Source organism: Vibrio tapetis subsp. quintayensis (assembly GCF_030409945.1).
GTDB classification, from domain to species: Bacteria; Pseudomonadota; Gammaproteobacteria; order Enterobacterales; family Vibrionaceae; genus Vibrio; species Vibrio quintayensis.
Genome location: NZ_JAUFQV010000028.1, coordinates 226,453 through 253,058, shown reverse-complemented (window position 1 = coordinate 253,058; position 26,606 = coordinate 226,453). Strand labels below are relative to the sequence as shown.

The window sequence follows — 26,606 nt, the reverse complement described above, 5'->3', positions numbered from 1 at the left end:
AGGGTGATACTAGCTGCAAATGGCAAGATCAAATTCAACGTCATTTGGGTAGGCTTGGCCAGTTTCAAATGAGATAAACTTGATAGCAAAACGGTTTTTATGGCCCGATATCATTGGATAAGTGCCATATTGTAATGGGATGGATAAGCGTAATATATTGGCTTCTTCAGCATCACTTTGGAAAAAGCCAGCTCGTGCAATTTGTGGTTTTTCGTAGCCGGTTTCTCGCGATAACTTTAGCCATAAATGTAGGGCTTCAGTCAATGGTTTCAAGCTGCTCTGCCAGCGAGCAATATCACGCAGCCTGTTGCTTTCCGGCTGATGTAGCCAAAAGTGTAGTGCTGGCAGATCAAAGCAACAAGAACCGCCGGGTAGATTAAATCGTTGGCGAATGGCACTTAGAAAACGGTCTTCTTTTAAAGATTGACCGAATCGTTGAGCAGACATCAGATCCCGGTGGATGACATCGATCTGCTCTAAAATGGTCAGCAGTGTGTTTTGGTCGACGCCTTCAACGTTTAGCCAGCTTTTATAGTTGAGTCTTTGTTTTTCAAGATCTTTAGCGAGCTCAGTTTTCAGCTGAATTTGTTCGAATATATCCAGCATATCAAACATTGGACGAAAGAATAATTGGTAATGAAAGCCATCTACATGTTGAGCAGCATGATTCATTTGGCGCAATAGTGACTCCACTCGCAAGTAGATACGTGTTTTCTCGTTAAGCGGGTGTTCAAATTTATGCGTGGTCATGAAGTTGCCTTTCTCGTCCTCTACCTGCTATTTCACCGAATTTAATCGCACATTGCCAGATATTTCTTGTGCAATTTAGTGATCTGAGGGAAAAGTTCGTCATTTGAGTAACTATTATCAATAACATCATCAGCATGGCTAAGTCTTTCTTCTCGACTGATCTGTGAAGCTAAGATCGATCTAACTTGTTGCTCACTGACATGATCTCGCTGCATGGTACGTTGAATCTGTGTTTGGGTTTTAACATCGATAACCAAAATACGGTCGACCATCGATTGTAGTTGCTTTTCAATCAATAAGGGTACCACCAATAATGCATATGGCGATCGTACTTGTTTGATCTCTTGCTGCATCTGCTGACGGATCAACGGGTGAAGCAAACTATTAAGCCATTGTTTCTCTCGTTCAGAAGAAAAAATGGACTCTCTGAGTTTTGCTCTGTTGAGTGTACCGTCGTTTGCAATAACGCTAGAACCAAAATGTTGTTCTATGGCTGCAAGCCCTGCACTTTGAGGTTCAACGACCTGTCTGGCTATGATATCAGCATCCACAAGGTCTATGTCAAAATGCTGTTGAAATAGATCCGCGACGGTTGTTTTACCACTGGCAATGCCGCCGGTTAAGCCAATAATCAGTGCCATAACTGCCTCGTTTATATACCTAGAATATTGGTGAAGTACCAATTTGCGATTTCGCTACCAAATAGCAGTGTTAACCAACCGGCAATGGCAAGGTAAGGGCCAAAAGGAAAAACTTGCTCAATGCCTTTTCGTTGTAAACGCAGTTGAATCAACCCAAAGACTAACCCCACCAATGATGACATCAGCACGATCATAGGTAGGCTTTGCCATCCAAGCCAAGCTCCTAGTGCCGCGAGTAACTTAAAGTCTCCATAACCCATGCCATCTTTGCCCGTTAATAGCTTGAATACTTTATAAACAGACCACAAACACAAATACCCAGCCATCGCTCCGATAACAGAATCTTGTAAACTGAGCGGGCTCTCACCAACGAGGGCGAGGGCGATACCTGACCACATTAATGGCAAGGTGAGTTGGTCTGGTAACAGGAGGGTATCCAGATCGATGAAAGTTGCGGCGATGAGTGTAAAGGTGAAAAATAAAAGAGCGACACTGTATAAGCTGAGTGGGAAGCTCAGGGCGATAACTAATGATAATGCGGCCGTCAGTATTTCTACTGCTGGGTAGCGTGCACTGATGTTAGTCTCGCAGTAACGGCATTTTCCTTTCAAAAAAAGCCAGCTAATGACCGGTATGTTGTCTGCGATACTTAATTGATGTTGGCATTTAGGACAGGTGGATCTTGGCGTACTTAGGCTTAAAGGTGTTTTATCGAGTTTTGCATCAGGGCAAAGTTCAGGAAAAGACTCGGTGAACTCTTGTTTCCATTCACGTTCCATCATAAGAGGCGTTCGATAGATCACAACATTAAGGAAACTGCCGATCATTAGGCCGAATATTGTGGCAAATACGGGATATAACCAAGGGTAGTAGTAAAACGCGTCCATAACACTCTCGTCGTCACTAGTAAAAATAATGAATCTGTCAAAGCCAAATAACTCGGAGTAATGCGGCGTTGTCTTTGTATCTTATCCTATCACGCTCATTAAGTTAAAGATCGGAAGGTACATTGCGATGACCAATCCGCCAATTAGTCCACCTAATACCAAAATTATGATGGGTTCTAACAGTTTACCTAAGTTATCGACGGTATCGTCTACCTTATTTTCGTATATATCAGCAACTTTGTTGAGCATGCTGTCTAAGCGACCTGATTCCTCTCCAATCATGACCATTTGTAACATCATCTCAGGAAAGGCGTTGCTGCTTCTCATGGCGAGATAAATAGGCATTCCCGCAGCGGTATCTTTAAGAACCTGACTGATCGCTTTTTGGAAATATAAATTATTGGCGGTTTTGGCACTGGTTTCAAGTCCAGACAACACCGGAATGCCCGAGCTAAAGCTGATGGCTAAGGTTCGGCTGAATTTTGCCAGAGAGGCTTTAGTCAGAACACCTCCGATAATCGGTAGCGCCAGAGCATAGCGGGCGATTAGTAATCTAAATGCATAGGAACGTTTTTTTGCAGCCCGCACAATAATAGCCAGTGCAACCAGCGAACAAAAAAGCTTCCCCCCTTGGGCTTGAACCCCATGAGAAAGAGTTAAAACTTGCTGGGTAAACCAAGGTAAGTTGGCGCCTAAGCCAGAAAACATGGTTTCAAATTCGGGTATTACAAACGTCAGCATTAAATAGGAAACCAATAGAGCTGTAAAACTTACCATTGCTGGGTAAATCATGGCTTTTTTGACTTTTGATTTCAGTAATTCACTCTTTTCTTGATAAGTTGCAAGACGCGTAAATATTTGAGATAGATGGCCTGTTTGTTCACCGGTTGCGATAAGATCTACATAGAAATTATCAAAATGGACAGAGGTGGTCGACAAGGCTCGAGAAAGTGGCGTGCCTGCTTCAACCGCGCTGGATAACTGGCGTAAAATCGACTTCATTTCTGCTTTATGTTGGTTATCCATCAACATTTTTAGCGCTTGTATCATGGGAACGCCAGCATCTAGCATGGTTGCCATCTGACGGCTGAAAACTAAAATGTCTTTTGGGGTAACTTTATTAGATATCCTTTCAAAAAAAGAAACACTGCGACGTTTGATTTTCTGGATGTGTATTTTTTGAGTCGAAAGCCGCTCTCTCACTTCACACTCTGTGTAAGCTAGGATCTGCCCTGATACTTTTTTACCTGAGCTGTTGTGACCTCGCCAGCGGAAATTTTGCAATTTTAGGCGATAAAACGAAGTGGAGTCCATCGGGGCCCTTATAAAAATAGTACGCGTTGAAGTTCTTGGTAGCTGGTGATCCCCAGTTTGAGTTTTTCTATGCCCGCTTGCTTTAGCGTCACCATGCCGTGATGAACTGCGATGGCTTCTAGTTCTGGTATGCTTAACTGCTTAGTGATCGCCTCGACTAGATCATCATTGATTTGCAGCATTTCGTAGATACCAATACGTCCGCTATAGCCAGCGTTGCAATCGTTACAGCCTTCTTTGTTTGCTTGATAAATACGGCTATCTTGGTCGACACTCAAAGCTTGCCGAATCATTTGCGGCATTGGATGCTCGGTTTTACATTTAGGGCATAGGCGTCTTGCGAGTCGCTGTGCTACGACCAAGCTTAGTGATGAAGCTAAGTTATATGCTTCGATCCCCATGTTTTGTAAGCGAATGACAGTTTCAGATGCTGAGTTAGTATGCAGCGTCGAAAGGACTAGATGCCCGGTTTGAGCCGCTTTTATCGCTATTTGTGCGGTCTCTAGATCTCGAATTTCACCTAACATCACCACGTCAGGGTCTTGACGCAAAAATGCACGTAGGGCTTTAGCAAAAGTAAAACCGACTTTGGGCTGTATCTGAACTTGGTTGATCCCGGGAAAATTGATTTCAACAGGATCTTCTGCGGTCGAGATATTACGCTCTATTTTATTGAGTTTACGGAGTCCGGTATAGAGTGAAATAGTCTTGCCACTGCCTGTCGGGCCTGTCATCAAGATCATGCCTTGCGGCTTAGACAGAGCTTCGAGATAGATCTGTTTTTGTTGTTCACTGTAACCAAGAGCGTTAATGTCTAATTTGGCTTTGTTACTGTCGAGGAGCCGCAAGACAACCTTTTCTCCCCATAGGGTTGGTAAGGTCGAGACGCGTAGATCAATTGCTGTGTTGGAGTTCAAATGAAGCTTAATTCGGCCGTCTTGAGGTAATCGCCTTTCTGCTATATCTAGGTTGGCAAGGATTTTCAAGCGAGCCGCTAAGCGCCTATTTAATTGTGATGGCGGTGAATTTGTTTGAAGTAACATGCCATCACAGCGCATCCGAATGCGATAATTGTCTTCGTATGGTTCAAAGTGGATGTCTGATGCGCTCTTTCGTATCGCATCTAATAGGACTTGATGGATGAAACGGCTTACGGGAGAGTCATCTTTGCTTAAATCTTCACTTTGCTGGTGTTCGTTATCCGTGACCTTTACGAGATTTGCCAAATCTTGCTCGTTAATGTCTCGGCTAGCATCGTCGTCATTGTCAATTGAGCTGCCGTATAATCGTTTAATGCAGGCTTGTAATTGTTTTTCTTCACACAGAACTAGCTCTATCGATAGGTTGGTTGCAAAACCAAACTCTTCTTCAACCCTTATTTGGCTCGGGTCACTAACTGCTACATGTAATGTGTGATTGGTCTGGTATAAAGGAAGTGCTTGAAGGCGAGATACTAACTCCCTAATCCCCAATTGCTGGCATAATGAAGAGTAGTCATATTCAATAGGTACAATGATGTCTAATCCGAATAACTCGCTAAGCTTTAGGGTAATATGATCGTTAGAATGGTAGCCAAGGGTGGTCACAGCATCAAGCACCGAAGTGTTTGATGCTTGCATATGAGACCTAACTTGTTGTTCTTGCTCTAGGCTTAATAAACCAGCGTGGCGCAAGATAGATGTTAGATTCGTTAGCATTATTCACCAGAATTTATGTTTGCTGCGGTCTCGTTTGTGCATCCTCTAGGTAAAATTGCAGCTGAAGACGCTGTAGACTTACATTCCCAGTTTCCTGTGTCTGAACGATGCATTGCTATGAGGGTACTTGCAGGTAAAGCCGTTGAAGACAATTGCAATATAATGTTACCCGCTGCTGATGCTGAGGTATTGCCTGTGGATATAATTGTACCAATGGCGCTAGATGGTGCACCTAATTCGCTTATTGTTGCTGCTGCATTTTTGGTAGGAAACACTGAGTTAGTTGCAATGTAATCTTCTACGTTAACTTTTAAAGCTGCTACGGTAGCTAGTGCCGCTCCTAATTCTGACTTTTTCACATAATTTTGGTATTGAGGAACTGCAATTGCAGACAGCACTCCAATAACTGCCACCACAATCATCAACTCAATCAGCGTAAAACCTTGTTGTTGATTCTTCATTTTTTTCTCCATAAATTTAAATACCACACTAGAATAGAAACTGATGATGATCTTTTAAATCAAAGAGATATGGTTGCTCGATGTGGTTAATGAAAATTATGGATACTGAGCATTGTTGTTGCAGTGGGCTGCGAATAGGGTTGAGAAATCTCAGCCTTTTTTGCTACTTGGTTAATGTGGAAATCCAGGTGTAAAAAAAGGAGGCGAAGCCTCCTTAGTATATTGGGTATGCGCTGAGCGAGTATTACTTAAAGCGCATTGAAAGGTCTAACGCTTGCAAATGCTTAGTTAATGCACCAACGGAAATATAATCAACACCGGTTTGGGCAAACTCACGGATAGTCTCCAGTGTAACGTTGCCAGAGTTTTCTAGTGCAGCGCGGCCAGCATTGATTTTCACCGCTTCACGCATCATATCTGTAGTGAAATTATCTAGCATGATAATGTCAGCACCCGCGTCGATCGCCAATTGTAATTCTGCAAGGCTTTCAGTTTCGATTTCAACCGGCTTTCCTGGGTTTAGCTCTTTAGCTATGCTTACTGCTTTGGTAATACCACCACAGGCAATAATGTGATTCTCTTTGATAAGATAAGCATCAAACACACCAATGCGGTGATTAAAGCCGCCACCGCACGCTACCGCATATTTAAGAGCGCTACGCAGGCCAGGAATGGTTTTACGGGTATCGAGTAGGCGACAGTCAGTGCCTTCTAACTCTTTGGCATAACGTGAGGTCTCTGTGGCACAACCTGATAGCGTTTGAATGAAGTTCATTGCGTTACGCTCACCAGTTAGTAGTGCACGAGCAGGGCCAGTCAATGTACACAATGTCTGATTGGGTTCAACTTGGTCACCATCTTGAACGTGCCATTCAATTGATACTTCACCACCGATTTGAGCAAAGACTTCGTCAGCCCAAGCTTGGCCGCAAAATACGCCGTGTTCACGAGTAATGATCGTTGCAACATTTTGCGCATCTGCTGGGATCAGCTGAGCGGTGATATCAGCGGAAACGTCGAGTGTACCGCCTAAATCTTCTTTTAATGTGTCGGCGACAGCGCGACGTATTTCACGAGGAAGTTGTTGCTTAAGATAATCAAGGCGCGCTTGGCTATTGTGAGTATTTTTCATGGCTATCTACGTTGGTGTTGAGTAATGCGGGCATAATACTCTTGCTAGGATAGAAATTCAGCACCAATTATCGCAATTTTTCAGCGGATGAAGAGTTTCAATTGAAATTTGTTGCCAAAAAGTAGATAACAAACTCAGTTGTTTGCTATTTGATGAGCTGAAATTAATATGAAGATAGATGAAAGTCACTGGTTGAGTGGGGCGAAACACGTTCCTTCACCGCATTTTGATTCTCGCCCTGATGATGCGGTTATCTCATTACTTGTACTTCACCATATCAGTTTACCTCCGCAACAGTACGGTGGTCCTTACATAGAACAGTTCTTCCAAGGAAAGCTTGACGCTACTCAACATCCGTTTTTTAAAGTCATTGAAAAAATGAAAGTCTCGGCACATTGCTTGATAAAGCGAGATGGAGAGATTGTACAGTTCGTTCCCTTTAATGGCCGAGCTTGGCACGCAGGAAAGTCATGTTTTGCAGGTAAAGAACGATGCAATGATTACTCGATAGGGCTGGAGCTTGAGGGCAGCGAGTTTGATATTTACACTCGAGAGCAATACCAGTCATTAGCCTTACTAAGCAAGCTGGTTATGCAGCGCTATCCGGCTATCTCTCCTCGTCGAATTACGGGTCATCAATATATCTCCCCATTGCGTAAAAGTGACCCTGGCTTGTGTTTTGATTGGAAAAGGTACCGTGAATCACTTAAATAGCTGTAATTAAGGCACATTCCCCTCGTGCTTTAATTTTACATTTCTTAACAAAGTTATTTATTTCCATCATAAAAATAAATAACTTCTTCAATCGTAATTCAATGGTAAGACCAATCTTATTGCTGTTTTAATGCTCAGATGTTAACAACTGTTTACAGGTCGATGGTTTCTATGATTTAAATCAAATTTCACCTAGACAGGTATGTTTTAATTGTGTTACTTTTTCGTCCATCCTGAAATTGGTAATACCAATTGACTACAAAATAAAAATAACAGGCAAAAGACAGTAATTATGGCTTATCAAAGGATCCGTCAGCCTAAGCTTTCCGATGTAATTGAGCAGGAGCTTGAAAGGCTAATTGTTGAAGGAACACTTGCTCCGGGGCAACAGCTGCCACCAGAGCGAGAGTTGGCGAAACAGTTTGATGTATCGAGACCTTCGGTGCGTGAAGCCATCCAACGTCTGGAAGCAAAAAAACTGTTAACTCGTAAACAGGGTGGTGGAACGTTTGTTAGTGAAACTTTATGGAAGAGTTTTTCTGATCCTCTGCTAGATTTATTGTCAGCGCATCCAGAAACGCAATTGGATTTATTGGAAGCGCGCCACGCGATGGAAGGGCTCTGCGCTTATTTTGCAGCACTACGCGGGACAGATGACGACTTTGCGAGAATCCAGCACTGTTTAGAGGATATCGCGAAAGCGCAAGAAAGTAAGGATGTTTCAGTAGAAGCATCGGCAGTAATGGCTTTTTTAATCGCCTTAACGGAAGCGGCTCATAATGTGGTGTTACTGCATATTGTTCGTAGCTTGTCGCCGTTACTGGAACAAAACGTATTTGAGAATTTAGAATTACTGCATCGACGAACTGATGTGGTAGAGCGGGTCAGTGTACATCGTGGCAATATTGTTGATGCGATTGTTGCTGGCCAGCCAGAAAAGGCCCGAGAGATGTCTCATTCTCATTTGGCTTATATAGAAGAAGTATTGCTTGATTTGACGCGTGAAGAGAGTCGCCGAGAGCGCTCCTTGCGTCGCATCCAACAAGGTAAAAAGAACTAGTTCTTATACCTGTAATCTAGATCCAACAAAATAAAAGGATAGATCGCATGTCTGAAGTCATGACAAATGACGTTGATGCACTGGAAACTCAAGAGTGGTTAGCTGCCCTTGAATCAGTCGTACGTGAAGAAGGTGTAGAACGCGCTCAATATTTACTAGAACAAGTTCTAGATAAAGCTCGTTTAGATGGCGTAGATATGGCTACCGGTATCAACACCAACTACATCAATACCATCCCAGCAGCACAAGAACCTGCTTACCCAGGTGACACAACATTAGAGCGTCGCATTCGTTCTATTATCCGCTGGAACGCAATCATGATCGTATTGCGTGCATCAAAAAAAGACTTGGACTTAGGCGGCCACATGGCTTCTTACCAGTCCGCAGCTGCGTTCTATGAAGTGTGTTTCAACCACTTCTTCCGTGCTCCAAACGAAACTGATGGCGGCGATTTGGTTTATTACCAAGGTCATATCTCTCCGGGTATCTACTCTCGTGCTTTCGTTGAAGGTCGTTTGACTGAAGAGCAACTAGATAACTTCCGTCAAGAAGTTGATGGTAAAGGCATTCCATCTTACCCACACCCGAAACTGATGCCTGAATTCTGGCAATTCCCAACGGTATCTATGGGCCTTGGTCCTATTTCTGCTATCTATCAAGCGCGCTTCTTGAAGTACCTTGACGGTCGTGGCATGAAAGAAACATCAGCGCAGCGCGTATACGCGTTCCTAGGTGACGGTGAGATGGATGAGCCAGAATCACGTGGCGCTATCTCTTTCGCTGCGCGTGAGAAGCTAGACAACCTATGTTTCCTAATCAACTGTAACCTACAGCGTCTAGATGGCCCTGTAATGGGTAATGGCAGCATCATTCAAGAACTTGAAGGCCTATTTAAAGGCGCGGGTTGGAACGTTGTTAAAGTTATCTGGGGTAGCAACTGGGATTCTCTACTAGCTAAAGACACCACTGGTAAGCTTCTTCAACTAATGAACGAAACTATCGATGGCGACTACCAAACATTCAAATCTAAAGATGGTGCATACGTACGTGAGCACTTCTTTGGTAAATACCCAGAAACAGCAGCGCTAGTTGCTGATATGACTGATGACGAAATCTTCGCTCTTAAGCGTGGTGGTCATGATTCATCTAAGCTGTTTGCAGCATTCAACAATGCTAAAGAAACAAACGGTAAGCCAACGGTTATCCTAGCTAAAACTGTTAAAGGTTACGGCATGGGCGACGCCGCTGAAGGCAAAAACATTGCGCACGGTGTGAAGAAAATGGATATGACGCATATCCAACACCTACGTGATCGTCTTGGTTTGGAAGATATCCTTTCGGACGAGAAACTGTCAGAACTGCCTTACCTGAAATTGGAAGAAGGTTCTCCAGAATACGAATACATGCATGCTCGTCGTAATGCACTACACGGCTACACTCCTAAGCGTCTGCCTAAATTCACTCAAGAATTTAAAGTGCCAGAGTTAGAAGCGTTTGCTCCTCTTCTTGGTGAGCAAAAGCGTGACATCTCTACCACAATGGCTTACGTACGTACGCTAAATATCCTGCTTAAAGATAAGAACATCGGTAAAAACATCGTTCCTATCATCTGTGATGAAGCGCGTACCTTTGGTATGGAAGGTCTGTTCCGTCAGGTTGGTATCTACAACCCACACGGCCAAGACTACACTCCGGAAGATAAAGGCATTGTTTCTTACTACAAAGAAGCGACCTCTGGTCAAGTTCTTCAAGAAGGTATCAACGAACTAGGTTCAATGGCGTCTTGGGTTGCAGCAGCGACTTCATACAGCACCAATGATTTACCGATGATTCCGTTCTACATCTACTACTCTATGTTCGGTTTCCAACGTATTGGTGACATGGCGTGGTTAGCAGGTGACCAACAAGCTCGTGGCTTCCTACTAGGTGCTACTGCTGGTCGTACAACGCTAAACGGTGAAGGTCTTCAACACGAAGATGGTCACTCACACATCATGGCGAACACGGTACCTAACTGTATCTCTTACGACCCAACGTTTGCTTACGAGCTAGCGGTAATCATGCAAGACGGTATTCGTCGCATGTACGGTCCTGAGCAAGAAAACGTTTACTACTACCTAACAGTAATGAACGAAAACTACGCAATGCCAGCAATGCCAGAAGGCGCTGAAGAAGGTATTCGTAAAGGTATCTACAAGCTTGAATCTCATGCTGGTACTAAAGGTAAAGTTCAATTAATGAGCTCTGGTACTATCATGAATGAAGCGCGTAAAGCGGCTCAAATTTTGAGTGACGACTACGGCGTAGCATCTGATATATTTGCTGTGACTTCATTTAATGAATTGACTCGTGATGGTCAAGCGGTTGAGCGTGACAACATGCTTCACCCTGAAGCAGAAGCGAAAGTACCTTACATCACTCAAGTTCTTGGTTCTGAACCTGCAATCGCAGTAACGGATTACATGAAGAACTACGCTGAGCAAGTACGTGCATTCGTTCCAGCTGAATCTTACAAAGTTCTGGGTACTGATGGCTTCGGTCGTTCAGATAGCCGCGAAAACCTACGTCGTCACTTTGAAGTGAACGCAGGTTACGTAGTGGTTGCAGCGCTAACTGAACTTGTAAAACGTGGTGATATTGAGAAATCTGTAGTTGCAGAAGCAATTAAGAAATTCGATATCGACACTGAAAAAACTAACCCGCAATACGCATAAGGTAGAGATACAATGACAATCGAAATTAATGTACCTGATATTGGTGCAGATGAGGTTGAAGTAACTGAGATTCTGGTAAACGTTGGCGACAAGGTTGAAGAAGAGCAGTCACTGATCACTGTTGAAGGCGATAAAGCTTCTATGGAAGTTCCTGCGTCTCAGGCGGGTGTGGTTAAAGAAATCAAGATAGCTGAAGGTGATTCAGTGTCTACTGGTACTTTGATTATGATCTTCGAAGCGGAAGGTGCTGCAGCAGCGCCGGCTGCGCCAGCAGTTGAAGCGGCGGCACCTGTTGCAGCAGCTCCTGCGGCGAGCGAGCTAAAAGAAGTTCACGTACCAGACATCGGTGGCGATGAAGTCGAAGTGACTGAAATCATGGTTGCGGTTGGCGATGCAGTCGATGAAGAGCAGTCTCTTCTTACTGTTGAAGGTGATAAAGCTTCTATGGAAGTTCCAGCACCATTTGCTGGCATCGTTAAAGAAATCAAAATCGCTTCTGGTGATTCAGTCTCGACTGGTTCTTTAGTGATGGTATTTGAAGTGGCAGGTTCTGGCGCGGCAGTTGCTCCAGCAGCAGCTCCGGCACCAGTAGCCGCGGCTCCAGCGGTTTCTGCTGAAAAAGAAATCAATGTACCAGACATCGGTGGTGATGAAGTCGAAGTGACTGAAATCATGGTAGCAGTTGGCGATACAGTTGAAGAAGAGCAATCTCTAATTACTGTTGAAGGCGACAAAGCTTCTATGGAAGTTCCGGCTCCATTTGCAGGTGTTGTAAAAGAAATTAAGATCGACGCAGGCGACAAAGTGTCGACTGGTTCTCTTATTATGACGTTTGTTGTTGAAGGCGCCGCACCTGTTGCAGCTCAACCAGCAGCGGCACCGGTAGCACACGCAGCTCCAGCTCCAGCTGCATCGGCTCAAGCACAAGCGGCTCCAGCAGCTGCAGGCGAATTTGAAGCAAACAACGATTACGCACATGCGTCTCCTGTTGTTCGTCGTCTTGCTCGTGAGTTTGGTGTTAACCTTGCTAAAGTAAAAGGTACTGGCCGTAAGAGCCGCATCTTGAAAGAAGATGTTCAGTCATTCGTTAAAGATGCACTGAAACGCCTAGAATCTGGCGCAGCAGCGGCAGGTAAAGGCGGCGACGGTAGCGCTCTTGGTCTACTACCATGGCCAAAAGTTGACTTCAGCAAGTTCGGTGAAACTGAAATTCAGAAGCTTTCTAAGATTAAGAAAATTTCTGGCGCAAACCTGCACCGTAACTGGGTTATGATCCCGCACGTTACTCAGTGGGATAACGCAGACATCACTGCACTCGAAGCATTCCGTAAAGAACAGAATGCTATCGAAGCGAAGAAAGACACGGGCATGAAGATCACACCACTTGTGTTCATCATGAAAGCTGTTGCGAAAGCTCTAGAAGCATTCCCGGCGTTTAACTCTTCTCTTTCTGATGATGGCGAAAGCATCATTCTTAAGAAGTACGTAAATGTGGGTATCGCAGTTGATACACCAAATGGCCTTGTTGTTCCAGTATTCAAAGACGTGAATAAAAAAGGCATTTACGAGCTATCTGAAGAGCTAATGGCTGTTTCTAAGAAAGCACGTACTGGTAAGCTAACAGCGGCAGACATGCAAGGTGGTTGTTTTACTATCTCTAGTCTTGGCGGTATTGGCGGTACAGCATTTACTCCTATCGTAAATGCGCCAGAAGTTGGTATCTTAGGTGTGTCTAAGTCTGAAATGAAGCCGGTATGGAATGGCAAAGAATTCGAACCTCGTCTTCAATTGCCAATGTCTCTGTCTTACGATCACCGAGTGATCGATGGTGCAGAAGGCGCACGCTTTATTACTTACTTGAACGGCTGTTTGTCTGACATTCGTCGCTTAGTACTTTAGAAAGTGATAATTAAGGTGGCTTTCGAGTCACCTTAATTTTTATTAAAACTCAAATTATTAGACGGCAGTTCGCCTATAAAGCCCTAACAAATTTAAGGCTGCTAGCGATGAATTGCTGTCTAGCTCACAGGCTAACCGAATCTTGCTTTCACACTGTTAACATCTCTGTAAAATATGAGCTGTTTGAAAGTGAGATAAATTAAGTGCTACCCACTTAGCCTGTTAGGGATAATGACTACAAGAGGTCACAATGAGCAAAGAAATCAAAGCCCAAGTTGTTGTACTTGGTTCAGGTCCTGCTGGATACTCAGCTGCATTCCGTTGTGCAGACCTAGGTTTAGAAACTGTATTAGTTGAACGCTACAGCACCCTAGGTGGTGTATGTTTGAATGTTGGTTGTATCCCATCAAAAGCTTTGCTGCACGTAGCTAAAGTGATTGAAGAAGCAAAAGCAATGGCTGAGCACGGCGTTGTATTTGGTGAACCTCAAACTGACATCAACAAAGTTCGTATTTGGAAAGATAAAGTTGTTAATCAACTGACTGGCGGTCTTGGCGGTATGGCTAAGATGCGTAACGTGACTGTAGTTAATGGCTTCGGTAAGTTTACTGGCCCTAACACGTTACTTGTTGAAGGTGAAGGCGAAGCAACAACCGTTAATTTCGATAACGCGATTATTGCGGCGGGTTCACGCCCAATCAAACTGCCATTTATCCCACATGAAGATCCTCGTATTTGGGATTCAACAGACGCGCTTGAACTAAAAGAAGTACCAGAAAAACTGCTTATCATGGGCGGCGGTATTATCGGCCTAGAAATGGGTACTGTGTACCACTCTCTAGGTTCTAAAGTTGAAGTTGTTGAGATGTTCGATCAAGTTATCCCTGCAGCGGATAAAGACATCGTTAAAGTTTACACTAAGCGCATCAAAGACAAGTTTAAGCTAATGTTGCAAACTAAAGTAACAGCAGTTGAAGCGAAAGAAGATGGTATCTACGTTTCAATGGAAGGCAAAAAAGCACCAGCAGAAGCTGAGCGTTATGACGCCGTTCTTGTTGCTATCGGCCGTGTACCAAACGGTGCACTTATCGACGCTGAAAAAGCGGGTATCGAAGTTGATGAGCGTGGTTTCATCAATGTAGATAAGCAAATGCGTACGAACGTTCCTCACATTCACGCAATCGGTGATGTTGTCGGTCAACCTATGCTTGCTCACAAAGGTGTGCATGAAGGTCACGTTGCTGCGGAAGTTATTTCTGGTAAGAAGCACTACTTCGATCCTAAAGTAATTCCATCAATCGCGTACACGGAACCTGAAGTTGCGTGGGTTGGTAAAACAGAAAAAGAAGCGAAAGACGAAGGCATTAAGTACGAAGTAGCAACATTCCCATGGGCTGCATCTGGCCGTGCTATCGCATCAGACTGTGCAGACGGTATGACTAAGCTTATCTTCGATAAAGAAACTCATCGCGTTATCGGTGGTGCTATTGTTGGTACTAACGGTGGTGAACTACTGGGCGAAATCGGCCTAGCTATCGAAATGGGTTGTGATGCTGAAGACATCGCTCTGACTATCCATGCTCACCCAACGTTGCATGAGTCAGTAGGCCTTGCTGCTGAAGTATTTGAAGGCTCTATCACTGACCTTCCCAATAAAAAAGCGGTAAAAAGAAAGTAAGTTAGTCGCTTACGCTAGATAATAAAAAAGGCATCTTTGGATGCCTTTTTTGATCTTAGTACTTTTGAATACGATGCTCTGAACTTGTTAGTAGCACGACAAGCCTATGTGGCGTTATGCGGCCATCATTTGTGTTGCCATGTCTGCTCCGTTGCCACGAACCTTATCAATAGACTCTCGAACGGCGGAAGAGATGATCAACGCTCTAGAGTCTTGATGGGTGGCAATAAAGGTGGCTTTTGCTTTATCGTCTTCTTGCTCGTCCCAATTCGCGTGGATGTCCCGCGCAAAGTGAAGTACTACTGCCAGTTGAGGCTTCTCGGTTGTTTGCGGAGCGTCTGGGTAATGCTTAATCGCACCGACCATGTGATCAGGAAATTTCCATGTTTTTGCAAGCAATGCTCCTAACTCCGGCGCTGTAGTACCCAGAACCTGCTGTTGGGCCGATAGTTCGTCTTGCCCATCTTCAACCAGTTTAGCGACACTGAGGGCGTCTTCTGGTGCTAGCGTGTGAATCATTAACTCGCCAATGTTGTGCAAAATGGCTGCAGTGAACGCTTCATTAGCATCTATGCCATTTTCTACACCACTAGCGATGGCTATTCTGCTAGCAAGAGTGGCGACTTCAAATGTGTTGGTCCAATACTCAGTCATGTCTAAGCTAGGTACTTTAGGAAAAGCACTGGAAAGTACTGAGGCAACAACGAGAGTTTTTACTGGGCCACTGCCTACTCTTATTAATGCATCATTGACTGATGATATGGTCTTATTACCACCAAAATGAGCGGAGTTTGCCATACGAAGCAGACGTGCACTTAATATTTGTTCCATTCCTATTTTGTTGGCCAGCTCGCCGAAGTCGACATCGTCTTGATTGACCATATCTAACAATTCTTGCAGGATTTTTTGTAAGCGGGGTAATTCGTTTAGTCTTGAAATAAGGGCCGTCTGACTCATATGCACTCCTGTTATTTTCGTTATCCCTTTCAATATAGGCTACATTTTTGATAAGTGATAAATACAAAAAGTCGCGCTCGAGGCACGACTTTTAAAAGTGACTATTTTTTAGTGGCTTATAAATTTACTAGTATGAAAATACTATTATTGCTTATAAATACACAGCATCGAAAGGAAACTTTCTTTTACCGTGGCCAAATATTGAGCGTCTGGATTGCGATTTGCCTGCACATACAGTGAATAGCAGATGCCGTGGAACAAGTTCGCTAAATCGGCACTATTGTGGCGGTCACAAATCTCACCGCGTTCCATTGCGTTATCAAACATCAGCTCCATTTTCTTTTGATTGGTTTCGTTGCAAGTCAAAAATAGTGGCCAAACTTCATCTCGTGTCGATGTGCTCCACTCAAACCATACTTTCATCCAATTTTCACCAATAATAGCCGAGTTAATGATGTTGTTGGTCAGTGTATTGAGATTGTGCTCTGCGCTCGCATCTGTATCGATGCTTTTATTGATGAACTCAGAGTAGTGCTTCTCAACTTGGTTTAAGACTTCATCGACGAGATCTTCGCGAGTCTGAAAATAATTGAAAACGGTAGCCACAGAGACTTGCGCTATTTCTGCAATATCTGCGTGCCCACCTCGACCAATACCTCTTCGAGCGAACACTTCAATAGCAATATCATGAAGTTGTTCTTTTCGTTTTTGAGGAGAAAGCCGTGTCCTTGGTCTTTTGGTTACCATATCCATTTTGTATTCCTTGCTTTGCCGACGTTGTTTTTTATTTAATGATTATTTTATAAGTAAGTGTATCACATATGAGTGTAATGGTGCATATGGTCATGTCAATCTTAGAAAAGTACTAAGTGGCAAAAAATATGACGTGGTTAAAAATTTAACCTGAGGCGTTTGCAGTGCTAAAATAGATAAATCAGAGCGACACTAATTACCTTTTTATTAGGGTAGTATTAATTTTGTAGCAAAATCAGCTACTAACAAATAATGAGAGCGGTATGAAACATACAGTAGAAGTGATGATTTCTGAAAAAGAAGTTCAGAATCGTGTTGAAGAGTTAGGAAAGCAAATTACAGAGCATTACCATAATTCTGAAAACTTAGTTTTAGTCGGGTTATTACGTGGTTCGTTTGTCTTTATGGCGGACTTAACTCGCGCGATTAAAATCAATCATCAAATCGATTTTATGACTGCTTCTAGTTACGGGAATGCGATGGAAAGCTCCCGTGATGTACGCATCCTTAAAGACCTTGATGATGATATCAAGGGCAAAGATGTGTTGTTAGTTGAAGATATCATTGATACAGGCAACACTCTGAGCAAGGTCTGTGAAATTCTGGAAATTCGTGAGCCTAACTCAATTCAGATTTGTACGTTGCTGGATAAACCGTCTCGTCGTGAAGTCGAAGTGGATGCTAAATTCATCGGTTTTGAAATTCCTGACGAGTTTGTTGTTGGTGTCGGAATCGACTATGCACAAAACTACCGCCACTTACCTTACGTTGGTAAAGTTGTCCCGCAAGAGTAATTGATGTCGTTCTGGTTCTAGAATGATTACCACGTATACAAAAACGCCCACAATAGTATGTGGGCGTTTTTATATTTAATCGTTGGTATCTGCTACGGTGAGTATCTTAGCCATTGCGGCTTGATAAGACACTTCAAGGGACTCCCTGCTATGGCAGCGAACACCTAGCTCATTGAGTACGCCATCTTCCATACCGTAGACCCAACCGTGGATTTGCACGTCTTGGTTTTTCTCCCAAGCGTTTTGCATCACGGTGGAGTTCCCTAGGTTATATACCTGTTCAGCGACGTTAATTTCACACAACTTATCACCCCATTGTTCGCGAGGCAAAGAGCCAAACAAACTGCGGTGCTTAAGGTATAAATCGCGAATGTGCAGTAACCAGTTGTTAATTAGGCCCAATTGCGGGTTATCTATCGCAGCATTTACGCCACCACAGCCATAATGACCACAGACAATGATATGTTTTACTTTGAGTACTTCAACGGCGTATTGAACAACCGAAAGGCAGTTTAAATCCGTATGAATTACTTGGTTTGCTACGTTTCTGTGAACAAACAGTTCACCGGATACTAAGCCAGTAAGTCGCTCTGCGGGGACTCGGCTATCAGAACAACCGATCCATAAGTATTCTGGTTGTTGTCCCTCAGCTAACTTTGTGAAAAATTCTGGTTTTTCTGCTTTGATTGTTTGCGCCCAAGCGGTGTTATTGGCAAATAACTGTTTTATATCTGGCATCAAGGTATCCTCTTTATCTCAATCACTATACACAAGCTACTGAGTGAACTCTTTAAATAAATGCCGTTTTATCATTCGTTTGTCACTGGTCTGAGTAGTATTTACGATCCAATTGAAACTTTTTATTACTTTTTTTTATCAATCAAGCTCTGCTTATATCACAAGGCCTTAGCTGGTATTTGTGAGGTGAATGGATGCTTATATTAAAAATTGATATGTGGATCACTGTTTTTTAGGTGATAGAATCATGCGGGATTAGTCATAGTATTGTGGAGCTGGAAATGAAAGGGCGTTATAAGGACTTAACTCTCAAGGGCGATCTGTTTGGTGGTGTAACGACTGCGATCATTTCATTACCATTGGCGTTAGCATTTGGTGTTGCGTCTGGTGCGGGAGCCGAGGCTGGCTTGTGGGGCGCTATAATGGTTGGCCTGTTTGCCGCATTGTTTGGTGGGTCTACCAGTCTTATCTCAGAGCCTACCGGCCCGATGACGGTTATTTTAACGGCCGTACTGACTACCATGACCGCTAAATACCCCGAGTCAGGCTTAGCGATGACATTTACCGTCGTCATGATGGCTGGTGCTTTTCAATTTATACTGGGGACGCTCAAGCTAGGCAAATACATTACCTTAATGCCCTATAGTGTGATTTCTGGCTTTATGTCGGGTATTGGCGTTATCCTGATTATCCTTCAACTAGCGCCACTGCTCGGTCAAGCTTCCCCGTCTGGTGGTGTGATCGGGACGATTAATCATCTTCCCGAATTATTTTCTGCCATCAGTTTTTCGGAGCTTTTGCTGGGTGCTACGACACTCGCGATCTTGTTTTTTCTTCCTCAACGCTACCGAAAATACGTTCCAGCACAGTTAGTTGCGCTAGTGGCCGTAACACTATTGTCGATTCTTCTCTTTGATACTGACAGCATTCGCCGAATCGGAGAGATCCCTGCAGGGTTACCAAGCTTAGTCTGGCCTACGTTTAGTGCCGACTTGGTAACCACAATGCTTATAGATGCTCTTGTATTAGGCACTTTGGGGTGCATTGATACTTTGTTAACCGCAGTTATTGCGGACTCATTGACGCGTAAAGAGCATGACTCAGATAAAGAGTTAAGAGGGCAAGGTATTGCAAACATGCTGTGTGGACTGTTTGGCGCGCTTCCTGGTGCGGGTGCAACCATGGGCACGGTGACGAACATACAAGTAGGGGCTCGTTCACCATTATCTGGCGTGATCCGAGCGTTGGTTTTAGCGCTGGTTGTTTTGGTCGCCAGTGATTTAACGGCACCAATTCCTATGGCTGTGTTAGCCGGTATTGCTGTTTATGTTGGCTTTAACATTCTTGATTGGAGTTTTATTTCGCGGGCGCACAAAGTCAGCTGGCAGGGTACGTTTATCATGTACGGCGTCATGTTTTTGACCGTATTTGTAGATCTGATTGTTGCAGTTGGCTTGGGTGTCTTTATTTCCAACATTCTGGTTATTGAGCGTTTGAGTCGTGAGCAAGCAAGACAGGTTAAAGCCATCAGTGATGCTGATGAAGATGACGTGCCGCTTACTGATACCGAGCGTGCTTTGCTAGAGCGAGCTAACGGACAGGTATTATTCTTTTATTTGTCAGGCCCAATGATTTTCAGTGTATCAAAAGCGATATCTCGTCAGCATTCCAGTATTGGCGATTATCAAGTGATGATTCTTGATTTGAGCGACGTGCCGATGATAGACGTTACCGTGGGCTTAGCATTAGAAAACGCAATTAAAGATGCACTAGAAGCTGACTGCCAAGTCCTTTTGTTGTGTCCAAATGAGCAAACAACGGCTCAACTCGAAAAGCTCAACGTGTCGGCGCTAGTTCCTGAGCAGCAGTGGTTTAATAGTCGTTATGAAGCCTTGACGGCGTCTGTGCATTGGGTAAATAGAACAGAGACTTAACTTTCTGCACCTGTTCTTTTCATGAATAGGTGTATTAGGAATAAATAAAATAGCCGAATAGCTTGAAAAACAAGCTCGTCGCCTACATTGTTCAAGCGTTAAATAATAAAAATAACGGTTATATTATGTACGCACTAGAAATTGAGCAGCTGCGAAAAACGTATCATGGTGGCTTTGAAGCCTTAAAAGGCGTGAGCTTACAGGTAGAAAAAGGCGATTTTTACGCGCTTTTAGGTCCTAATGGCGCAGGTAAGTCGACCACGATTGGTATTATCTCATCGTTAGTTAATAAGACGTCCGGTAACGTTAAGGTATTCGGCTTCGATATTGACTCAGACTTGGAGTTGGCGAAGCAAAATTTAGGTTTGGTCCCCCAAGAATTCAACTTCAATCAATTTGAAACCGTTGAGCAAATTGTCATACAGCAAGCTGGTTATTACGGCGTTAACCGTGAACTTGCGAAGCAACGGGCTGAAAAGTACTTAACGCAACTCGATTTGTGGGAAAAACGTAAAGAACCTGCCCGTAACTTATCTGGAGGTATGAAGCGACGTTTGATGATCGCTCGTGCTCTGATGCATGAACCTAAAATTCTTATTTTGGATGAACCAACCGCTGGGGTGGATATTGAACTTCGCCGCTCGATGTGGGAGTTCCTACAAACCATCAATCAGCAAGGCATTACCATTATTTTGACCACTCACTACCTAGAAGAAGCTGAAATGCTGTGTCGTAACATCGGCATTATTAGTAAGGGTGAGTTGATCGAAAATACATCGATGAAAGCATTGTTGAACAAACTGCATGTTGAAACGTTTATTTTTGATTTAGAGAATGTCACGCAAGCCCCTGAGCTGATTAATGCAAATATCGTCGGGTTTAAAAACGGTTCTTTGGAAGTCGAAATTAACAAAAACCAAGGCCTCAATGAAGTGTTTGAACAACTGTCGGGTAAAGGCATTAAAGTGCTATCGATGAGAAATAAAGCCAACCGTCTTGAAGAGCTGTTCGTAAGCATTGTTAAAGATCAGAAAGAGGGATAGATATGTATCAAGTTTACTGGGTTGCCTTTTGTAGTTTGATACAAAAAGAAATCAATCGATTCACCCGCATTTGGGTTCAGACTTTGGTCCCACCGGCCATTACAATGACCTTGTATTTCATCATTTTTGGCAATCTTATTGGATCAAGAATTGGCGAAATGAGTGGCTTTAGTTACATGGAATACATCGTGCCAGGTCTTATCATGATGTCGGTTATCACTAACTCATATTCTAACGTTGCGTCCTCTTTCTTTAGTTCGAAATTTCAGCGCAATATAGAAGAACTTCTAGTGGCGCCAGTGCCGAATTACATCATCATTTGGGGCTTTGTGATGGGTGGTGTCGCTCGTGGCCTTGCTGTTGGAGCCATTGTTACCACAGTGTCATTGTTTTTTGTTGACCTGCAGGTTGAGCACTGGGGAATCATTATTGCTACGGTTTTTCTAACGTCGGTGGTGTTCTCGCTTGGTGGATTAATCAATGCGGTGTTTGCTAAAACTTTCGATGATATTTCTATCATTCCGACGTTTATTTTGACTCCTTTGACTTACCTTGGTGGTGTGTTTTATTCGATTAGTTTGTTACCGGAGTTTTGGCAAGGCATCTCGAAGATCAACCCAATTGTCTACATGGTCAATGCATTTCGCTATGGTTTCCTGGGCGTTTCCGATGTTGGTATCGTAACCTCGTTTGGTGTACTAGGCGCGTTTATTCTTATTCTATACGCCATTGCTCACTACTTAGTAGAGAAAGGCATTGGCTTGAGAAGCTAGTCTGTAAGGCGTAAGGCGTAAGGCGTAAGGCGTAAGGCATGCGCATGGCTATATGCGACACGCATTAAAAAGGGCTACAGAGAATATCTGTAGCCCTTTTGCTATTCGTTGGTCGTGAGAAAGAGCTATTCGCTCTTTTCTTCTTCCGTGCTTTCTTTGTTCTCGATGACCAGATCAAATACCTGATTATCAATCAAGCGAACTTGGCCTAAGAATACTGACACTAGAATCACAGCTTGCGCAGACTCAGCGGAAATTGGCAGTAAGCTTTTTGCGTCACGAATGAAAATCTCATCCGGTTGCAGATCTGCAGCTCGAAGTTGGTCTGTAGCATCTTCGATGATGGAGTTGTAATCATCACGACCCCCGCGAATTTGGCTGCTAATCCAACGCATTGTACGAGCCACGACAGGTGCTCGTTGGCGCTCATCCATGGTCAAAAGACCATTACGAGAGCTCATGGCTAAACCATCCATTTCACGAACTGTTGGCACGCCAACAATTTCGATATCCATCGCTAAGTCGATCACCATTTGACGGATCACAGCAAGTTGCTGGAAATCTTTATCGCCAAAGCAGGCTACATCAGGTTGAACGATGTTAAATAGCTTAGTGACAATTGTCGCTACACCACGAAAATGACCCGGACGAGAAGCGCCTTCGAGCATGTGAGATAAGCCAGGAACTTCAACGTAGCATTGTTTATCTAAGCCCTCTGGGTACATAATTTCCGGTGTTGGAGTGAACACAAAATCCACCGCCTCGCCATTGAGTTTGCTGAGGTCGTCCTCAAGTGTTCTCGGGTAGTTATTAAGGTCATCCGCACGTTCAAACTGCATCGGATTAACAAAAATACTCACCACGACAAAATCGGCTTGTTCACGGGCTTTACGCACTAAGGTTAAGTGGCCTTCATGCAGATTGCCCATGGTTGGCACAAAGGCAATACGGCGACCGTCGCGTTTGCACTGTTTGATCTGCTCTCGAAGAGAAGCAATATCAGTAAATGTTTGCATCGGGGTTCCTTAGTTAAAAGTGTGCTCAGGGCCTGGGAAAGTTTGGCTCTGAACATCTTCCTTGTATTTCGTGATCGCGGTACGAATGTCCCCAGTTTCTGCTAAGAAGTTCTTAGAGAACTTAGGCATGTAATTGGCTGCAATGCCAAACATATCATGCATCACCAAGATCTGGCCGTCAGTATCATTACCTGCGCCAATGCCAATGACGGGTATCGCGAGCGCTTCAGTAATGCGTTTTGCCAAAGAAGCAGGAACGCATTCCAGTACCAATAGTTGAGCACCTGAATTTTGTAGCGCAATCGCATCTTGAACCATTTGGTCAGCTCGTTCTTCGTCACGGCCTTGCACTTTAAAGCCGCCGAAGATGTTCACTGATTGAGGTGTTAAACCTAAGTGGGCACATACAGGCACAGCACGTTCAGTTAGCATACGAACGGTATCGCAAAGCCATTGACCACCTTCAAGCTTGACCATATTGGCACCGGCTTGCATCAATTTACCCGCGTTTTCACACGCTTGTTCAGGTGTTGCGTAGGTCATGAAAGGCATGTCTGCCAATAATAGGCAATTAGGGCTGCCAGCACGAACACAGCGAGTGTGATAAGCAACATCATCGATAGACACTGGCAAGGTAGAGCTCTCACCTTGCAGTACCATACCAAGAGAATCACCAACAAGAAGGGCTGGCATTTCTGCTTCTTCAAATAACTGCGCAAAACTTGCATCGTATGCGGTGGATGTTGCGAACTTACGACCTTCTTGTTTCCAAGCCATTAGCGTGTTTATTGATACGTTTTTCATTTTTATTCCTTACTAGGATTTGGCTCATGATGCCAAATACTAAGCCCATTGCGATCGACTTGTTCAAGCAGGTTCGCTAGCTTAGCCCCGTCAGGGAGTTGTAAATTTGGCTCGATTTCCGAAAGAGGGTAAAGAACAAATTCTCGTACCTTCATCCCGTAATGAGGAATGTTTAATCTTTCGGTATCGATCACCTCATCGCCGTAAAGTAAAATATCAAGATCTAGGGTTCTTGGGCCCCAGCGCTCGTCTTTACGGACACGCCCATGTTCCAGTTCGATCGCTTGCGTGCAATCAAGCAGTTCCATCGGTGTTAATTCTGTCGTGATTTCAGCAACAGCATTGATGTAATCCGGCTGATCTTGCGGGCCCATTGGCGTGCTGCTGTAGAGTGAAGAAGCCTTAACAAAGACAGATTTAGGCACCGTTTTGAGTGCTTCAATCGCATGTTTAGCTTGTTCTACAGGATCGGCAAGATTACTACCAATAGCAATGTATGCTTTGATCATGACTGTGGTTTTCTCTTTTTGTTACGGTAATTGCGTTTACGACGGTGCCCTGTGTTGGGTTCACCCAGATCGGTCACCATAGCTTGACGCATATTACGGCCCGCTTCTTGGTAAGTTGCCCACCAATTAGCAAGCTCTAGGGTATCACCTTGCTCAATCTCACCACGCATTTCTAAGAAATCAAAACCAGCTCTAAACTTGTTAAGCTCTAGTAATCGAGATGCTCGTTTTCCGCTACGGCGAGGTAGACGGAGCTGCAGCTGCCAAATTTCTCGAACGGTTGCAGTATGGCGGCGAGGGATAGCGATAGACTTCACTTGTGTATCGAGAACGATATTACTCGCTTCCATAATGGCGTCGTAATGGTTGAAGTTACGCTCTTCCATTAATTGTTGCGCGACACGGTTAAGCGGATACCACAAGAATGCAGCAAACATGAAAGCAGGATTAATACGCTTGCCTTCTTTAATGCGTTTATCTGTCGAGGCCAGTGCAAGCTCAATCATGCGTTCTGCATGAGAGTCTTGTGCTTGGGTGAAATCTTGTTCAAGTTGCGGGAAAAGCTGTTGAAACAAGTTCAATTCACGCATCAAGTAATAAGTATTAAGCCCATGGCCTGATTGAAGTAGTTTTAACGACTCTTCAAATAATCGAGCAGAAGGGATATCACGTAAAAGAGGTGATAGCTCTACAATCGGTGCAGCTGTTTTTTCACAAATTTCCATATCAAGCTTGGCGGCGAATCTCGCAGCTCGTAGCATTCGTACAGGATCTTCGCGATAGCGGGTTTCTGGATCTCCGATCAAGCGAATAACGCGATCGTTGAGGTCTTTAACACCACCGGCGTAATCGTGGATACTGTAATCCGCGATGTTGTAATACATGGCATTGATGGTGAAATCACGGCGTTCGGCGTCTTCATCGACGCTGCCGTAGACGTTGTCTCGCAACAACATGCCTTCTTTAGACTGAGCAGAAACGTGTTTTGCCGGCTCTTGATGGTGGCCACGGAACGTCGCAACTTCAATAATATCACGACCAAACATGATATGAGCCAAACGGAAACGACGACCAATCAGACGGCAATTACGGAAAAGTTGTTTTACTTCTTCCGGTGTGGCATTGGTGGCAATATCGAAATCTTTTGGCTGTTCACCAAGTAATAGATCGCGTACACCACCACCTACTAGGAACGCATCGAACCCAGCATTATGCAGTCTATAGAGCACTTTTAGTGCGTTGTCGCTAATTTGTCTGCGAGAAATATCATGTTCTTCTCGGGTAAAAATTTTCAGAGTAATTTCTCCGTTTGAGCGACCATCTTGTTGGCTTTTCTTCGTTAATAACTGACGACAAAAGCGAGTAACTTGACCTAAAATAGCCCACCTCGATTACGTTTGTGCTCAAAAATAGCGGCTTATAATAGCCTAGCTCGTCGGTTTTGAGAATGGTGACGTGATATTGATCTCATCGGGCAATTGAGTTAAGTGCCAATGAGCTACGCCCCATGAAACCATTTGTTCTACGGTTAAATCAGCAAAATCTATAGGTAAATCAAAGCGTAAAAACTGCATCGCTGAGATTAATTCGGCTTTAGGAGATGTGATATTTATCCCTTGAGCGTGATTTTGCTTCGATAGTTTATTCCCGTTAGCATCCATTGCAAGCGGTAAATGTAAGTACTTTACTGGTGGTAATTTAAGCGTTTTGTACAAACTAACCTGGCGGCCGGTCGGCTCGATCAAGTCGGCACCGCGAACTATTTGAGTGATACCCTGGTCAATATCATCAATGACCACTGCCAAATTGTATGCATACAAACCATCGCGTCGTTTTATGATGAAGTCTTCTTCTGCGAGAGCGTGAGGAATCGTGGTCTCACCATGCTTTTCATCAAAAAATTGAGTCACTGGGTGATCCATACGAAGCCGAACGGAGTGTGGTTCACTGTTATTCAGTTTTTTGCCACGGCACATACCATCATAAAACCCACCCGAGGCTTTTATTTGCTTGCGAGTGCATTGGCAAAAATACGCTTGGCCGGTTGCTATCCAGAGCTCGATTTGTTCTTGATAGCGCTGGTGGCGAGTGCTTTGATAAACAACTTGGCCGTCCCAATGTAACTGATAAGCTTCAAGAGTGCGCAAGATCAGATCTGCGGCACCGGCCATTTCTCTTGGTGGGTCGAGATCTTCCATGCGGACTAACCAATGGCCATCATGTGCTCGGGCATCAAAATAGCTGCCTAACGCCGCTATGAGAGAACCAAAATGAAGAGGGCCGGATGGCGATGGGGCGAAACGCCCAACATAAGAAGTGCTTATCATAAATTACCAAA

General features: G+C 44.0%; 24 protein-coding genes. 9 read left to right on the top strand and 15 right to left on the bottom strand.

Annotated elements, in window-relative coordinates; genetic code table 11:
- Positions 1 to 9: 9 nt before the first annotated feature.
- The 7 genes from zapD to nadC all read right to left on the bottom strand — a co-directional run bounded on the left by zapD (position 10) and on the right by nadC (position 6,882).
- Positions 10 to 750: a cell division protein ZapD gene (gene zapD, locus QWZ04_RS14520; protein ID WP_290328989.1), complete on the bottom strand. Its 741-nt coding sequence runs from the start codon at positions 748 to 750 to the stop codon at positions 10 to 12.
- Between the two features lie 41 nt (positions 751 to 791).
- Positions 792 to 1,391 (bottom strand): dephospho-CoA kinase, encoded by a 600-nt coding sequence (coaE, locus tag QWZ04_RS14515; RefSeq protein WP_290328988.1) that lies wholly within the window; start codon positions 1,389 to 1,391, stop codon positions 792 to 794.
- 11 nt (positions 1,392 to 1,402) lie between these two features.
- A complete protein-coding gene (locus QWZ04_RS14510; protein ID WP_290328987.1) occupies positions 1,403 to 2,278 on the bottom strand; it encodes a prepilin peptidase in 876 nt (291 codons plus the stop codon).
- Between the two features lie 81 nt (positions 2,279 to 2,359).
- A complete protein-coding gene (locus QWZ04_RS14505; RefSeq protein ID WP_290328986.1) occupies positions 2,360 to 3,592 on the bottom strand; it encodes a type II secretion system F family protein in 1,233 nt (410 codons plus the stop codon).
- An 8-nt stretch (positions 3,593 to 3,600) separates the two neighbouring features.
- Entirely contained in the window at positions 3,601 to 5,289 is a 1,689-nt protein-coding gene (pilB, locus tag QWZ04_RS14500) for a type IV-A pilus assembly ATPase PilB (protein ID WP_290328985.1), read from the bottom strand.
- Positions 5,289 to 5,750, bottom strand: coding sequence for a pilin (locus tag QWZ04_RS14495; protein WP_290328984.1), 462 nt, complete (start codon positions 5,748 to 5,750; stop codon positions 5,289 to 5,291). The genes pilB and QWZ04_RS14495 overlap by 1 nt, the downstream gene beginning before the upstream one ends.
- Before the next feature lie 244 nt (positions 5,751 to 5,994).
- A complete protein-coding gene (gene nadC / locus QWZ04_RS14490) occupies positions 5,995 to 6,882 on the bottom strand; it encodes a carboxylating nicotinate-nucleotide diphosphorylase (RefSeq protein WP_290328983.1) in 888 nt (295 codons plus the stop codon).
- A gap of 168 nt (positions 6,883 to 7,050) precedes the next feature.
- Here nadC and ampD point away from each other — a divergent pair, with 168 nt between their 5' ends.
- The 5 genes from ampD to lpdA all read left to right on the top strand — a co-directional run bounded on the left by ampD (position 7,051) and on the right by lpdA (position 14,947).
- Complete coding sequence (gene ampD / locus QWZ04_RS14485; protein WP_290328982.1) at positions 7,051 to 7,596, top strand: 1,6-anhydro-N-acetylmuramyl-L-alanine amidase AmpD; 546 nt, start codon at positions 7,051 to 7,053, stop codon at positions 7,594 to 7,596.
- Between the two features lie 292 nt (positions 7,597 to 7,888).
- Entirely contained in the window at positions 7,889 to 8,656 is a 768-nt protein-coding gene (gene pdhR, locus QWZ04_RS14480; RefSeq protein ID WP_290328981.1) for a pyruvate dehydrogenase complex transcriptional repressor PdhR, read from the top strand.
- A gap of 47 nt (positions 8,657 to 8,703) precedes the next feature.
- The gene (gene aceE / locus QWZ04_RS14475) at positions 8,704 to 11,370 is read left to right on the top strand and encodes a pyruvate dehydrogenase (acetyl-transferring), homodimeric type (protein WP_290328980.1); all 2,667 of its coding nucleotides are present in this window, start codon (positions 8,704 to 8,706) and stop codon (positions 11,368 to 11,370) included.
- Positions 11,371 to 11,382: 12 nt separating this feature from the next.
- Positions 11,383 to 13,269 carry a pyruvate dehydrogenase complex dihydrolipoyllysine-residue acetyltransferase gene (gene aceF / locus QWZ04_RS14470; protein WP_290328979.1) on the top strand — a complete coding sequence of 629 codons (1,887 nt, stop codon included), beginning with the start codon at positions 11,383 to 11,385 and terminating at the stop codon, positions 13,267 to 13,269.
- Between the two features lie 250 nt (positions 13,270 to 13,519).
- Positions 13,520 to 14,947, top strand: coding sequence for a dihydrolipoyl dehydrogenase (gene lpdA, locus QWZ04_RS14465; protein ID WP_290328978.1), 1,428 nt, complete (start codon positions 13,520 to 13,522; stop codon positions 14,945 to 14,947).
- A 114-nt stretch (positions 14,948 to 15,061) separates the two neighbouring features.
- On the opposite strand, the gene QWZ04_RS14460 is transcribed toward lpdA, so the two are convergent.
- Positions 15,062 to 15,904, bottom strand: a complete 843-nt coding sequence (locus QWZ04_RS14460) for an HDOD domain-containing protein (protein ID WP_290328977.1) — start codon at positions 15,902 to 15,904, stop codon at positions 15,062 to 15,064.
- 144 nt (positions 15,905 to 16,048) lie between these two features.
- Positions 16,049 to 16,657: a TetR/AcrR family transcriptional regulator gene (locus tag QWZ04_RS14455; RefSeq protein WP_290328976.1), complete on the bottom strand. Its 609-nt coding sequence runs from the start codon at positions 16,655 to 16,657 to the stop codon at positions 16,049 to 16,051.
- 263 nt (positions 16,658 to 16,920) lie between these two features.
- Here QWZ04_RS14455 and hpt point away from each other — a divergent pair, with 263 nt between their 5' ends.
- Complete coding sequence (gene hpt, locus QWZ04_RS14450; protein ID WP_290328975.1) at positions 16,921 to 17,451, top strand: hypoxanthine phosphoribosyltransferase; 531 nt, start codon at positions 16,921 to 16,923, stop codon at positions 17,449 to 17,451.
- Positions 17,452 to 17,526: 75 nt separating this feature from the next.
- On the opposite strand, the gene can is transcribed toward hpt, so the two are convergent.
- Positions 17,527 to 18,189, bottom strand: coding sequence for a carbonate dehydratase (can, locus tag QWZ04_RS14445; protein WP_290328974.1), 663 nt, complete (start codon positions 18,187 to 18,189; stop codon positions 17,527 to 17,529).
- A gap of 281 nt (positions 18,190 to 18,470) precedes the next feature.
- Between can and QWZ04_RS14440 the strand changes: the two genes are divergently transcribed.
- The 3 genes from QWZ04_RS14440 (at position 18,471) to QWZ04_RS14430 (ending at position 21,939) form a co-directional block, all read left to right on the top strand.
- Positions 18,471 to 20,123: a SulP family inorganic anion transporter gene (locus QWZ04_RS14440; protein WP_290328973.1), complete on the top strand. Its 1,653-nt coding sequence runs from the start codon at positions 18,471 to 18,473 to the stop codon at positions 20,121 to 20,123.
- A gap of 125 nt (positions 20,124 to 20,248) precedes the next feature.
- Positions 20,249 to 21,166, top strand: a complete 918-nt coding sequence (locus tag QWZ04_RS14435) for an ABC transporter ATP-binding protein (RefSeq protein ID WP_290329181.1) — start codon at positions 20,249 to 20,251, stop codon at positions 21,164 to 21,166.
- A 2-nt stretch (positions 21,167 to 21,168) separates the two neighbouring features.
- On the top strand, positions 21,169 to 21,939 hold the full coding sequence (locus QWZ04_RS14430) for an ABC transporter permease (protein WP_290328972.1): 771 nt from the start codon (positions 21,169 to 21,171) through the stop codon (positions 21,937 to 21,939).
- Between the two features lie 125 nt (positions 21,940 to 22,064).
- On the opposite strand, the gene panC is transcribed toward QWZ04_RS14430, so the two are convergent.
- The 5 genes from panC to gluQRS all read right to left on the bottom strand — a co-directional run bounded on the left by panC (position 22,065) and on the right by gluQRS (position 26,595).
- A complete protein-coding gene (panC, locus tag QWZ04_RS14425) occupies positions 22,065 to 22,955 on the bottom strand; it encodes a pantoate--beta-alanine ligase (protein WP_290328971.1) in 891 nt (296 codons plus the stop codon).
- Positions 22,956 to 22,964: 9 nt separating this feature from the next.
- Positions 22,965 to 23,759 (bottom strand): 3-methyl-2-oxobutanoate hydroxymethyltransferase, encoded by a 795-nt coding sequence (panB, locus tag QWZ04_RS14420; protein WP_290328970.1) that lies wholly within the window; start codon positions 23,757 to 23,759, stop codon positions 22,965 to 22,967.
- 2 nt (positions 23,760 to 23,761) lie between these two features.
- The gene (gene folK, locus QWZ04_RS14415; protein WP_290328969.1) at positions 23,762 to 24,268 is read right to left on the bottom strand and encodes a 2-amino-4-hydroxy-6-hydroxymethyldihydropteridine diphosphokinase; all 507 of its coding nucleotides are present in this window, start codon (positions 24,266 to 24,268) and stop codon (positions 23,762 to 23,764) included.
- Positions 24,265 to 25,569 (bottom strand): polynucleotide adenylyltransferase PcnB, encoded by a 1,305-nt coding sequence (pcnB, locus tag QWZ04_RS14410; protein ID WP_290329180.1) that lies wholly within the window; start codon positions 25,567 to 25,569, stop codon positions 24,265 to 24,267. Before pcnB ends, folK begins: the two co-directional genes overlap by 4 nt.
- 126 nt (positions 25,570 to 25,695) lie before the next feature.
- On the bottom strand, positions 25,696 to 26,595 hold the full coding sequence (gene gluQRS / locus QWZ04_RS14405; RefSeq protein WP_290328968.1) for a tRNA glutamyl-Q(34) synthetase GluQRS: 900 nt from the start codon (positions 26,593 to 26,595) through the stop codon (positions 25,696 to 25,698).
- Positions 26,596 to 26,606: the final 11 nt, after the last annotated feature.